11 protein-coding genes are annotated in these 11,848 nt (G+C 63.1%); 6 read left to right on the top strand and 5 right to left on the bottom strand.

The window, feature by feature from the left end; all coding sequences use genetic code 11:
- Nucleotides 1-8: 8 nt before the first annotated feature.
- Nucleotides 9-902 (bottom strand): arginine deiminase family protein, encoded by an 894-nt coding sequence (locus MKZ40_RS01260; RefSeq protein ID WP_217485844.1) that lies wholly within the window; start codon nucleotides 900-902, stop codon nucleotides 9-11.
- A gap of 189 nt (nucleotides 903-1,091) precedes the next feature.
- Between MKZ40_RS01260 and MKZ40_RS01255 the strand changes: the two genes are divergently transcribed.
- From MKZ40_RS01255 to argE, 5 genes are read left to right on the top strand one after another with little or no spacing between them, the layout of a single operon-like run.
- Nucleotides 1,092-1,868 carry an amino acid ABC transporter ATP-binding protein gene (locus MKZ40_RS01255; RefSeq protein WP_175089320.1) on the top strand — a complete coding sequence of 259 codons (777 nt, stop codon included), beginning with the start codon at nucleotides 1,092-1,094 and terminating at the stop codon, nucleotides 1,866-1,868.
- A gap of 18 nt (nucleotides 1,869-1,886) precedes the next feature.
- Nucleotides 1,887-2,660: a transporter substrate-binding domain-containing protein gene (locus MKZ40_RS01250; protein ID WP_175089277.1), complete on the top strand. Its 774-nt coding sequence runs from the start codon at nucleotides 1,887-1,889 to the stop codon at nucleotides 2,658-2,660.
- 43 nt (nucleotides 2,661-2,703) lie between these two features.
- Nucleotides 2,704-3,429 carry an ABC transporter permease subunit gene (locus MKZ40_RS01245; protein ID WP_175089275.1) on the top strand — a complete coding sequence of 242 codons (726 nt, stop codon included), beginning with the start codon at nucleotides 2,704-2,706 and terminating at the stop codon, nucleotides 3,427-3,429.
- Nucleotides 3,422-4,186, top strand: coding sequence for an ABC transporter permease subunit (locus tag MKZ40_RS01240; protein ID WP_175089273.1), 765 nt, complete (start codon nucleotides 3,422-3,424; stop codon nucleotides 4,184-4,186). Before MKZ40_RS01245 ends, MKZ40_RS01240 begins: the two co-directional genes overlap by 8 nt.
- Before the next feature lie 8 nt (nucleotides 4,187-4,194).
- Complete coding sequence (gene argE, locus MKZ40_RS01235; protein ID WP_217485843.1) at nucleotides 4,195-5,349, top strand: acetylornithine deacetylase; 1,155 nt, start codon at nucleotides 4,195-4,197, stop codon at nucleotides 5,347-5,349.
- A gap of 97 nt (nucleotides 5,350-5,446) precedes the next feature.
- Here argE and nhaC read toward each other — a convergent pair whose 3' ends face one another.
- On the bottom strand, nucleotides 5,447-7,003 hold the full coding sequence (gene nhaC, locus MKZ40_RS01230; protein WP_175089269.1) for a Na+/H+ antiporter NhaC: 1,557 nt from the start codon (nucleotides 7,001-7,003) through the stop codon (nucleotides 5,447-5,449).
- A gap of 303 nt (nucleotides 7,004-7,306) precedes the next feature.
- The gene (pdxB, locus tag MKZ40_RS01225; RefSeq protein ID WP_175089268.1) at nucleotides 7,307-8,485 is read right to left on the bottom strand and encodes a 4-phosphoerythronate dehydrogenase PdxB; all 1,179 of its coding nucleotides are present in this window, start codon (nucleotides 8,483-8,485) and stop codon (nucleotides 7,307-7,309) included.
- A gap of 211 nt (nucleotides 8,486-8,696) precedes the next feature.
- Between pdxB and MKZ40_RS01220 the strand changes: the two genes are divergently transcribed.
- The gene (locus MKZ40_RS01220) at nucleotides 8,697-8,975 is read left to right on the top strand and encodes a WGR domain-containing protein (RefSeq protein WP_043334304.1); all 279 of its coding nucleotides are present in this window, start codon (nucleotides 8,697-8,699) and stop codon (nucleotides 8,973-8,975) included.
- 93 nt (nucleotides 8,976-9,068) lie between these two features.
- Here the strand turns inward: MKZ40_RS01220 and MKZ40_RS01215 are convergent, their stop codons facing one another.
- Together MKZ40_RS01215 and rlmKL are read right to left on the bottom strand one after the other, a co-directional pair.
- Complete coding sequence (locus MKZ40_RS01215; RefSeq protein WP_175089266.1) at nucleotides 9,069-9,419, bottom strand: glutaredoxin family protein; 351 nt, start codon at nucleotides 9,417-9,419, stop codon at nucleotides 9,069-9,071.
- Nucleotides 9,420-9,422: 3 nt separating this feature from the next.
- Entirely contained in the window at nucleotides 9,423-11,639 is a 2,217-nt protein-coding gene (gene rlmKL / locus MKZ40_RS01210) for a bifunctional 23S rRNA (guanine(2069)-N(7))-methyltransferase RlmK/23S rRNA (guanine(2445)-N(2))-methyltransferase RlmL (RefSeq protein ID WP_175089264.1), read from the bottom strand.
- Nucleotides 11,640-11,848: the final 209 nt, after the last annotated feature.

Raw genomic sequence — 11,848 nt, 5'->3', positions numbered from 1 at the left:
AACGTGAATTACCCCTCGCGCAGAATCGGATTGGTCAGGCAAGTGGGGCCACCTTCGCATGCCATGCACAGGGCGTCACCTTCAAAAGTGCGCACACGCACGCCGGCGGCTTCCATCACGGCACGCGTGCCGGGGAAGCCATCGATCATCACGCAATCGTTCGGCGCCAACGGCATGACATTGAGGCTCAGGCCCAGCGACTGATGGAACTCTTCTTCCGGGGCAATCACGAAGCGGATACCGCGCGCTTTCATCAAGGTCCAGAGTGCAGCGGGGATCAACTTGGGATGTACCAGATAGGCGTCATCCGCCAGCGGCGAGATAACCGACATCAGATGCAGGCAGGCCGCCTCGCCCTCCCAGACGGGCAGGTCGAAGCCCAGCACCTCGATCCCATGCGGATTGAGCAGCGCGTTGAGCTGACGCACGCCCTCCCGGTTGGAGCGGAAGCCCATGCCGACGACAAGGGTGTTCTCATCCAGCCACAGGGTGTCGCCCCCCTCGATGGCAGCCTCACCTTCCAGCCGACCGATGACCGGAATGCCGGCCTGCTCGTAGACCTGACCATGCCGGTTCGGTTCGTCCTGGCGCAGCGGCTTGCCCATCTGGAGCAGCACGGCGCCGGCACGCGTCACCACCGAGGCATCGCGGGTGAACATGGCATCTGACAGCCCATCATTGGTGTCCTCCATCCAGACGATCTCGGCACCGCTCTCCTCCACCATCTCGACCAGAGCCTGGTACTGACTGATGGCTTTCTCGGCATTGAAGTAGTGGTTGTAATGCCAGACCGCCGGATCGGCATTGCGCAGGCTGTCGCCAGGACGACGCATCAGGACACGCGTCATTCGAGCGGCCATCGAGTGGCAACCGAATCGGGTGGAGGCAGGGGTATTCGACATGGAGGAAACCTCATTTTGATGGTCTGTCAGTCACAATTGACCCGAATGTTATACAGATGCATAATTTTTACACAGATGCATAGTTTTATACAGACACATGACTTTATGCAACTGCATAATCAGTATCCGAGTGCATAACAACAAGATCAATCAGAGGACTCGCGCGTGCCTCACTCTCCTGTCACTCCGATGACCGACACGAATGACGATGCCGTCATCGACATTCGCGGCCTCTGGAAGTCCTTTGCTGGACGCGAAGTCCTCAAGGGCATCGACCTCACCGCCCAGCGTGGTGACGTGATCTCACTGATCGGCAGCAGCGGCTCGGGAAAGTCCACCCTGCTGCGTTGCATCAACCTGCTCGAGACACCCAGCGACGGGGCCTTGCGCCTGCTGGGCGAGGACGTGGCGCTGCGGCGGCGCGGTCAGCGACTCGAACCCGTCAATCGCCGACAGCTGCGTCTGCTGCGAGCTCGCCTGGCGATGGTCTTCCAGAACTTCAATCTCTGGCCTCACATGACCCTCGAAGCGAACCTCATGGAAGCGCCGATTCAGGTGCTCGGTCAGTCCCGCGCAGAAGCTCGGGAGCATGCTCACCAGCTGCTGGAGCGCGTCGGACTGTACTCCCACCGCCAGGCCAACCCGAGGACGCTTTCCGGTGGCCAGCAGCAACGTGGCGCCATCGCCAGAGCCCTGGCCATGTCCCCGGAGGTGCTCCTATTCGATGAACCGACCTCGGCACTGGATCCCGAACTTGTCGGCGAGGTGCTCGAGGTGATGCGCGATCTGGCTGCCGAAGGACGCACCATGGTCATCGTCACCCATGAGATGAAGTTCGCCGCTGATGTCGCGAACAAGGTCATCTTCCTCGACCAGGGCAACATCGAGGCCCAGGGCACCCCCGACCAGATATTTCGCACCCCCTCTTCCGAGCGCCTCAAGCAGTTCATCGGCTCGATTACCTGAACCAGGAGAAAATCAACAATGAAATCCCTGTCCGCTATCGCTTCTCTGGGCGCCGTCGCCCTGACCCTTTGCACTACCGCCCAGGCCGACGTCGTACGTGTCGGCTTCGCCAGCGAACCCTACCCGCCCTTTGCCACTCCGCAGTCCGATGGCAGCGTGACCGGCTGGGAAGTTGATATCACCAATGCCGTCTGTGCCGCGGCAGAGCTTGAGTGCGAGATTGTCACCTCCTCCTGGGATGGCCTGATTCCGGCGCTGACCACCCGCAAGATCGATGCGATCGCCGCTTCACTCTCCATCACCGAGCAACGCCGAAAGGTCATCGACTTCTCGGACAAGTACTACCAGACCAGCGCTGCCGTCATGGGTGCCAAGGGCGACGAGATCACGCCGACGCCAGAAGGACTGGCCGGCAAGACACTGGGCGTGCAGTCGGCCTCGATTCATCAGACCTATGCCAAGCGCCACTTCCCCGACACTCGAGTGCGTGAATACCAGACCCAGGACGAGGCCAATCAGGACCTGTTCGCCGGACGCATCGATGCCACCCTGGCCGATATCCTGGTGCTGGATGGCTATCTCGCGACTGACGATGGCGAGCTGTGCTGTGACATGAAGGGCAATGTCGCGCACGACGAGAGCATCCTGGGGTCCGGCGTTGGATTCGGCGTACGCAAGGATGATGGCGAGCTGCTGGAGCGCCTGAATGCCGGTATCGCCGAGATTCGTGCCAGCGGGCGTTATGACGAGATCAGCAAGCAGTACTTCGACTTCGATATCTACGGAGATTGATACCGTCTCGTCTCGACTTCGCCATACCGCATGAGGAAATTGCATGGCTGACTATCGCAACATGAGCATCGGCGAGCTGCTGTCGCTGACGCCGCCGGGCTGGGGAGGCGCTCTGCTGGATGGTCTGGTGCTATCGCTGCAGGTGGCGGCGAGCGGCTATCTGATTGGCCTGGTGATCGGCATGGCGGGCGCTGCGGGCAAGATCTCGGGTGGCCCCGTCACCCGCGATCTGCTCACCGGCTATACGACGGTGATACGCGCGGTTCCCGAGCTAGTACTGATCCTGCTGGTGTATTTCGCGGCGCCCGATGCCCTGAACCATCTGGCGAACGCCGTCGGCCTCGGCCCCCTCGAGGTCAGCCCCTTCGTCGCCGGCGTGGCCGTCATCGCTCTGGTTCAGGGCGCTTATGCCACCGAGGTCATCCGCGGCGCCATCAATGCCATCCCCAAGGGGATGCATGAGGCCGCACTGGCGCATGGCATGCCCCCCTTCACCATCCTGCGCCGCATCACGCTGCCATTGTTGCTGCCAGGCGCCCTGCCGGGCCTCTCCAATCTATGGCTGATCGCGACCAAGGACACCGCACTGCTGGCGGTCGTGGGCTTCACGGAGCTGACACTGGCCTCGCGTCAGGCGGCCGGCTCCACCCGCCATTACCTGCTGTTTCTCGGCGCCGCGGGGGCGCTCTATCTGATCGTATCGCTTGCCTCCAACCTGCTGTTCAAGACACTGGAGCGTCGCATGGACAAGGGGGCCCACCATGGCTGAGCCCAGACTTCCGCCCCATCGCCTCATCCTGATCGCGATTGTCGTCGCCACCCTGGTGGTGATCGGTACCCAGATGCACTGGGAGTGGGTCGCCCAGTACCGAGGCGAGATCGGCAAAGGCATACTGCTGACGCTCTTGCTGCTGGTCTCCACCAGTGTGGCGGGCTTCCTGCTGGCCGTTCCGCTGGGATTGGCGCAGGCACGAGGGCCGCGCCCGTTGGCGTGGCTGGCGCGGGGATTCTGCAATCTGATTCGCGGCACCCCGTTGCTGCTGCAGCTGTGGATCCTCTACTACGGACTGGGGTCTCTGTTTCCGTATATCCCCGGCTTGCGTGGCAGCTGGTTGTGGCCGGTGCTGGCAGATCCGTGGATCTACGCCTTCTGTGCATTGACCCTGTCGTTCGCGGGCTATGAAGGCGAGGTCATGCGCGGCGCCTTTGCCGGCGTACCGCGCGGCGAGCTTGAGGCGGCTCGTTCGCTGGGCATGTCTCCCTTCAGCATTCTCCGACGCATCTGGCTGCCCAGAGCCGTACAACGGGTATTGCCCACGCTGAATGGCGAGCTGATCATCCAGCTCAAGGCGACGCCACTGGTCGCGACCATTTCCGCCATCGACACCTATGCCGTCTTCGGGCGTATCCGCCAGGAAACCTATATCGTCTACGAGCCGCTACTGCTGATGGCCTTGATCTATCTCGTCATCGCGGGACTGATCACCCTCGGCTTTCGCACCCTCGAGAAACGCCACGCTTCATGAGGCCTGACATGCAACGCACCCTCGATATCCTCACTCGCCTCATCGCCTTCGATACCACGTCGGACCGCTCCAATCTGGCATTGATCCACTTCGTGCGTGACCTGCTGGCCGAGCACGGCATCCAGGCGACCGTGCTGCCGAATGCCGAGGGCGACAAGGCTTCATTGCTGGCGACGATAGGGCCGCCCGTCGCCGGGGGCGTAGTGCTTTCCGGTCACACCGACACCGTGCCCGTCACGGGGCAGACCTGGTCGCAGGAACCGTACCAGGCCACGCTCAAGGAGGGGCGCCTCTACGGTCGCGGCTCGGTGGACATGAAGGGCTTCATCGCGCTGTGCCTGGCGATGGTGCCGCAGTTTCTCGCATCACCTCTCAAGCGGCCGATCCATCTTGCCTTCTCCTATGACGAAGAAAGCACCTGCATGGGCTGCCTGCCGCTGATCGACCACATGCGCGAGACACTTCCCGAGGTCGCCGCTGTCATCATCGGCGAGCCGACGCAAGGCCGCGTGGTGTCAGCGCACAAGGGCGTGCACTCCTGGCGCACTGAGGTGACAGGCGTCCCGGCCCATTCAAGCCGGCCAGACCTTGGCGTCTCGGCCACCTTCTACGCCGCGCGCATCATCTCGGCACTCGAGCGCACGGCAAACGAGCTGCGCATCAATGCCACCCGGGGAGAGCTGTTCGAGCCGCCCTATTCCACCCTGCACGTCAGTGCCATGCAGGGCGGCAATGCCCCCAATATCATTGCCAAGGACGCTCGCCTTCATTGGGAGCTGCGCAATCTGCCCAGTGATCCGCCTGACGCGGTGCGTGCACGCTTCGATGACTTCACCGCGCAACTGGCGCGCGAGATGCAGCAGCATTCAGCCGACTGCCGCATCCAGACACTGGAGGACTATGCCTCGGTGCCGGCACTCACCCCGGAACCCGACGGCAAGGCAGAAGCGCTGGCCTTCGCCCTGACGGGACAGAGTGAGCGCTGTGGCGTCGGCTTCTGCTCGGAAGCGGGCTGGTTCCAGGACCGCGGCTTCTCCACCGTCGTGTGTGGGCCCGGCTCCATCGCGCAGGCCCACAAGGCAGACGAATACATCGAGATGGCGGAACTTGAGCGATACCGTGACTTTCTCGCGCGTCTTCTGCAGCACCAGTGCGCGGATTGAGCGCTGAGCAAAACAGCTGCACCCTGACCTTGAGCCGTAAAAAAGCCCGCCACGTGATCCACGTGGCGGGCTTTTTCTCTCCATACATCGGAACTGGTCAGCGTGACTCCGAGGTCTCGTGGGGCGTATCCAGCACCAGCGACTCGGCCAGCGGTGTCGGCTCAACGCCTTCAGTCCCCTCGCCCTCTTCAAGGCGCTCCAGCTTGAAGCCGACCATGGCATAGGCCACCGCCAGCGCCAGATTGATCAGGTTGAACAGCGCAAAGGGCAGGTAGCTCAAGGTCGCGACGCCGAGGGTGGCCGCCATGTAGGCGCCGCAGCTGTTCCAGGGAATCAGCGGCGAGGTGATGGTGCCGGAATCTTCCAGCGCGCGTGACAGGTTGACCGGCGCCAGGCGACGACGACGGAACTCGGCGCGATACATGCGCCCCGGCAGGATGACCGAGATGTATTGATCCCCGGTTACCACGTTGGAGGCCAGGCAGGTGCCTAGTGTGGTGATGACCAGCGAACCGGCGTTGCGTGTCGCGCCCAGAAGGCTCTGCACCAGGCGCTCCAGCAGGCCAAGGCGCTCGATCACACCACCGAAGGTCATCGCCGACAGGATCAGCCACACGGTGTTGAGCATGCTGCTCATGCCGCCCTTGGAGAGCAGCGAGTCGATCACCTCATCACCGCTGTGGGAGACATAGCCATCGAACATCGACATCCACACGCCCTTGAGCAGCGCCATGGCGGTGGACATGTCAGTGACGCTTGCCAGCCCCACCACCGCCTGCGGCTGGAAGATGACCGCGAAGACGGCGCCCAGCGCCGCGCCGATGAAGATGGCCGGGAAGGCGGGCATCTGACGCACGGCCATCACCAGCAGCACCAGAAGCGGAATCAGCAGGTGCAGGCCGATGTTGAACTGCTCGCCCAGCTGGGCACGCAGGTTGGCGACCTGCTCCGGCGTCTGCAGACTGGAGACGGAGTCGTGGCCGAGCCACAGAAAGCCTGCCAGCGCGAGCAGGATGCTGGGCACGGTCGTCCACAGCATGTGACGAATGTGCGCGAACAGCGTGGTGCCGGCCGCTGCCGGCGCCAGATTGGTGGTATCGGACAGCGGCGAGAGCTTGTCGCCGAAGTAGGCCCCGGAGATCACCGCGCCGGCGGTAATCGCTTCGGATAGCCCCAGGCCATCGGCAATACCTATCAGTCCGATGCCGATGGTACCGGCGACCGTCCACGAGCTACCCACCGACAGCGCTACCAGCGCGCACAGCAGACAGGCGGAGGCATAGAAGTACTGCGGCGCGATCACGTCCAGGCCGTAGTAGATCATCGCCGGCACGGTGCCGCCGAGAATCCAGGTGCCGATCATCGCGCCGACCGCCAGCAGGATCAGGATCGCCCCCAGCGATATCTGGATGCCCTTGTTGATTCCCTCCTCGATATCGCTCCAGCGATAGCCATTCTTGAGGCCGATGATCCCTGCGATCATCGCGCCGGACAGCAGCGCGACCTGATTCGGTCCCCAGGAGGCATCGGCACCGAACAGCACCACCGCCAGCACCAGCATGGCGATGACCAGCACGATGGGAATCAGGGCATCCAGCAGAGAAGGCGGACGATAGCCGCCGTCCTCAGCAGAGTTATCAGGGTGTTGTTGCATACAAGACACCATCTTCAAGGAATGAGGACGCCGACACGCCGCGTGGTGACGGGCATGGCAGAAGACACGGAGAATGGGGAGCAACGCCGCAGCGTCAGGCGAGGCATGCCGTCAAGGCCAACCCCTGCGCGTGTCGCCAGGCGATCTGGGGCGCATTATATCGACCAAGGTCGAAGACCGAAACGGTCATGGATGCAGGCATGTAGCAAGGCCCTCGTCCATAAAGCGACCTCCACAATGCGAACGCCCCCGCCAGCAGGGCTGACGGGGGCGTGGCAGGGCGCCTTGCGAATCACGCCGTGATCATTTGCTGACCAGCTTGACGCGGGAGAAACCGAAGCCCTCGAGCACCTCTCGCAGTTCGCGGGCATTCTTCTTGAGCTCGACACGCAATGTGGAGAACTCGCGACGCAGCGGATATTCGCGTCGATAACGCACGAACCCCTCGGCATTGCCGAAACGGCGCTGATAGCGACGCAGACCCAGCGCATCGCGGCGCACGTCATAGCAGGCGCGTACGCAGAGTCCCAGCGCCTCTTCCGGCGGTGCCCAGCCCGTCAGCACCAGCTTGCGCAGCCACGGGTCCGGCTTGAGCTGACCCAGCTTGCGGCGCGCCGGCAGCCCGAAGTGACGACAGGCCTGCTGATAGATGATCTCGGTGCCCTGCATCTTGCCATCCAGGCTATGCCCGGCGATGTGCGGCGTGGCAATGTCCACCAGTGCGGCCAGCTCGGCATCGATATCCGGCTCGTTTTCCCACACATCCAGCACGGTCAGCAGATCAGCCTGCTCCTTGAGGCGCTGCTTGAGCGCCGCGGTATCGACACAGCCACCGCGGCCGGCACTCAGCAGCACGCTGCCGGGCTTCATGGCGCGGATACGCTCGGCATTGATCAGATGATGGGTCGGATGCTCGCCACCGGTGACCATCGGGGTGTGCACGCAGATGACATCACACTCGGCGACCAGCTCATCGAGGTCCACGAAGCGGGACTTCTCGGGACGCGCATCGCTCTGGCCCTCAAGCGCGGCGCGCGGCGGGTCACAGACCAGCACCTCGGCACCCAGCGACTCGAGACGCTTGACCAGCCGTGACCCGACCTGCCCGGCTCCGACCACGCCGAAGCGGCGGTCCAGCTGCAGATCCAGCCCTTCCTGCTCGGCCAGATGCCATAGCGACGACAGCACGTAATCCACCACCGAGTCGGCATTGCAGCCCGGCGCGTTGGTGAAGTGGATATCGTTGGCTGCGAGCCATTCGAGATCGGCATGGTCGGTGCCGATGATCGGCGAGCCGACGAAGCGCACCCGCGTTCCTTCCAACAGCGCCTGATCCACGCGCAAGGTAGAGCGACAGATCAGCATGTCGACGTCCTTGAGGACGGCATTGGTGATCTCGCGAGTCGGCATGCAGGTCACCTCTCCCAGTTCGGAGAAGAATTCCTCTGCCAGAGGGACGTTATCGTCCACGATGATGTGCATCTGTTGCCTTTCCTTGCTGTGGCAATGAGTGTCGCTGCGGGTTCACGGGCCAACATGTGCGCCTGAGTGACTTCACACCTTGCCGCAAGGCACGTGAAGATTACAATGGTATGCTTGCTTGCCCGCCGCCGTGCCATCTTAGGCGCACGCAACGGGCGTCACAAGCTCATGATTGAGTCCAGCCACCATCGTTTCGCCTCGGGAGTCACGCGTGATCATCCGCTGGGAAAGCCACCACGATTACGTTCTGGTCCATGTGCATCAGGACATGTTCGGCGACTGGATCGTCAGCCGCTCATGGGGCCAGATCGGCACCCAGTTCGGCGGATTGAAGCACGATCTCGCCGAAAGCCACGAGCAGGCCATGACCTGGGTCAGCGACCTCGCCCACATCCAGGCCTCACGCGGCTACACCAAGGTGCTGGAGGCCACGGCCGACAGCCCGGAAGCCGAAGACGCCATGCGCCAGATGTCACTGCTGGAGAGCTAGTGCGCAGCACGGTGCCGGACACGAAAAGACCGCCGCTACCCTGAGGTAGCGGCGGTCTTTTTTCACCAGCATCACGCGACACGCCTGCGCCTCTCAGCGCAGAAAGCGACGCCCATTGCGCAGGGTGGGGCCCTGCGGCTCAATGGCTGAGTCGTGCTCGGCCGGGGGCGTCATTTCGACACCCTGCTCGATGCCCTTTTCGACACCCTGCGCGCGCAACCACTCCGGCAACACCTCTTCGCCATCGGCCAGCGAATACTCCGCACCCGAGGCGCTCGCCAGTACAGGGATGCGCGTCGCGTAACGCTCGCTCAGCTGCGCATCGAAGGCAATCTCGACCCGCGTGAGCGTGATATCCGCCCCCAGCGCCTGCAGCGTGGCTTCCAGCCGAGCGCACAGATGACAGCCCGCCGTGGTGTAGAGCCACAGCGGGACGCTGGCCATCGCTCAGCCCTTCACATCGCTGGCGCGACGGATGCGGAAGACGTGGTGGATATCCGGACGACGCTTGAAGTCCGGGTCCAGCAGCTTGCGCGACAGGTCTTCCACCACATGGTGCTGGCTGACGCTGTCATCCATCACGAAGCGACGATGGTTGTTGGAGAAGATCAGCGTGCCGCCCGGCGCCAGACTGGCCATCGCCAGGTCGATCAGGCGCGCGTGATCACGCTGGATATCCAGGGTGCCTTCCATCTTCTTGGAATTGGAGAAGGTCGGCGGGTCGAGGAAGATCAGGTCGAACTCCTCGCGGGAGCGCTCCAGCCACTTCAGGCAGTCGGCACGCACCAGCTGATGGCGTTTCTCGCTGATGCCGTTGAGCTTGAAGTTCTCGCGCCCCCAGTCCAGATAGGTATTGGACATGTCGACGCTGACGCTCTCGCTGGCACCGCCCAGCACCGCATGCACGGTGGCCGTCGCGGTATAGCAGAACAGGTTGAGCACCCGCTTGCCATCCGCTTCCTTGCCCAGCAGCTTGCGCACCGGACGGTGATCCAGGAACAGGCCGGTATCCAGGTAATCCTTGAGATTCACCCACAGCCTGGCATCGCCTTCCTGCACCTCGATACGCTGACCGGAGCTGTCCTGACGCGTGTACTGCGCCTTGCCTGCCTGACGCGTGCGTTGCTTGATGTGGATATCGTTGGGCGAGCAGCCCAGCACCTGCGGAATCGCCGCCAGTGCATCCATCAGACGGCGCTGCGCCTGACTGGCATCCACGGACTTGGGCGGCGTGTATTCCTGAACGTGCACATGACGGCCATAGATATCAATGGCCAGCGCGTACTCCGGCATGTCGGCATCGTAGAGGCGATAACAGGTGGTACCGCTCTGCTTGAGCCAGCGTGCCAGTGACTTCTGGTTCTTCTTGAGGCGATTGGCGAACATCTGGCCGCCCTCGCTCAGCGCGGGCTGACTGCGGGCATCTTCGGCCACGCTGTCTTCATCGGCCGTACGCTCACGCGCCGCCACATCGATCATCAACAGCTTGCAGTCGAGCTGACCGTTGCGGAAGGCATACTGGCGATGCGCACGCAGGCCGAGGCGGTGGCCGAGATCCGGGTTGCCGGTGAACATGGCCAGCGTCCAGCCGCCGAAGTGACGTTTCATGCGCTCACCGAGGCTTGCGTAGAGCGGCACCAGTGCCGGCAGCTCGCCCAGACGCTCACCGTAGGGCGGGTTGGTCATCACCAGGCCAGTGGTGGCGCCCTCGGGACAGGTCAGCTCGGCGACGGAGGCGCCTTCCAGCTCGATCAGCGCCGGAATGCCGGCACGCATGGCGTTGGAGCGCGCGGCAGAAATCGCCTGCGGGCTGTGATCGCGACCGAACAGACGTGCGGTGACCTTGCGGCGCCCGGCAATGGCACGCTGCTCCATCTCTTCCCACAGGCCCTTCCAGATGCGCTCGTCATGGCGCCCCCAGTGGCGGCAGGCGAACTCCTGGTTCAGCGACTGCGGCGCGATATCCGCCGCCATCAAGGCTGCTTCGATCAACAGCGTGCCGGAGCCGCACATCGGGTCGACCAGGCTCTCGCCACGCGCCGCACGCGCCGGCCAGTCGGCCCGCATCAACAGGGCCGCCGCCAGGTTCTCCTTGAGCGGCGCATGGGCGAGATCAGGACGGTAGCCACGCTGATGCAGGCTGCGCCCCACGAGGTCGATGCCCAGGGTGATGTAGCCATTGTGCAGGTGCGCGTAGATGCGCAGATCTGCATTCTTGCCATCGACGGTCGGCTTGTTGCGGCCTTCCTCGAACATCGCCTCGACGATGCCGTCCTTGACGGTCTGGGCACCGAAGAAGGTGTGGCGAATATCTTTCCATTTTCCGTGGAAATCGACGGCGATGGATGCACGATCCGGTAACTCCATCGCCCAATCGACACCCGCACTCGCCTTGCGCAGTTGCTCGCCAGTATCGACGCCACCCACGCGAGTGAGCAGACGAATGATGCGGTTGGCCAGTCGCGACCACAGGATGGTGCGGTAGGCGGTTTCCTGGCTACCGTTGAAGTGTACGCCAGCGACGGTCGTGCCAGTCACCTCGGCACCCAGAGCCGTCAGCTCATCGGCCAGCAGCGTTTCGATGCCACGCGGGCAGGTCGCAAACCAGGTAGAGAGCGAGTTGCTGGGCGCGCGGGGTGTAGTCGCAGAGGTCGTATCAGTCATGAATCTCTCACCGGCAGGCGCCGGACTTATTCCTGTGAGTTGGCTTCTGGCACTAGCGATATTCCTATACGGCTGTCGACAAGCCAGAGGCAGTGTTCTAAAAACTATAGGTGTAGCTGCAATTCGGAAAGGTGACACGCCATGCGAAATCGAGGATCAAGGGACACGAGCCTCATTCGGGCAGCCTGTCTGTGCCGCTCAGGAGATCG

This window comes from Cobetia sp. BMC6 (assembly GCF_029991385.1).
GTDB lineage: Bacteria > Pseudomonadota > Gammaproteobacteria > Pseudomonadales > Halomonadaceae > Cobetia.
The sequence above is the reverse complement of the archived record's forward strand: the minus strand, read 5'-3'. Positions and strand labels throughout refer to the sequence as shown.

What these genes read in the sequence shown, in the direction of transcription:
- MKZ40_RS01260 (WP_217485844.1), bottom strand. Translation starts at nt 902, where the DNA reads ATGTCGAATACCCCTGCCTCCACCCGATTCGGTTGCCACTCGATGGCC.
- pdxB (WP_175089268.1), bottom strand. Translation starts at nt 8,485, where the DNA reads ATGCACATCATCGTGGACGATAACGTCCCTCTGGCAGAGGAATTCTTC.
- MKZ40_RS01215 (WP_175089266.1), bottom strand. Translation starts at nt 9,419, where the DNA reads ATGGCCAGCGTCCCGCTGTGGCTCTACACCACGGCGGGCTGTCATCTG.
- argE (WP_217485843.1), top strand. Translation starts at nt 4,195, where the DNA reads ATGCAACGCACCCTCGATATCCTCACTCGCCTCATCGCCTTCGATACC.
- MKZ40_RS01255 (WP_175089320.1), top strand. Translation starts at nt 1,092, where the DNA reads ATGACCGACACGAATGACGATGCCGTCATCGACATTCGCGGCCTCTGG.
- rlmKL (WP_175089264.1), bottom strand. Translation starts at nt 11,639, where the DNA reads ATGACTGATACGACCTCTGCGACTACACCCCGCGCGCCCAGCAACTCG.
- nhaC (WP_175089269.1), bottom strand. Translation starts at nt 7,003, where the DNA reads ATGCAACAACACCCTGATAACTCTGCTGAGGACGGCGGCTATCGTCCG.
- MKZ40_RS01245 (WP_175089275.1), top strand. Translation starts at nt 2,704, where the DNA reads ATGGCTGACTATCGCAACATGAGCATCGGCGAGCTGCTGTCGCTGACG.
- MKZ40_RS01250 (WP_175089277.1), top strand. Translation starts at nt 1,887, where the DNA reads ATGAAATCCCTGTCCGCTATCGCTTCTCTGGGCGCCGTCGCCCTGACC.
- MKZ40_RS01240 (WP_175089273.1), top strand. Translation starts at nt 3,422, where the DNA reads ATGGCTGAGCCCAGACTTCCGCCCCATCGCCTCATCCTGATCGCGATT.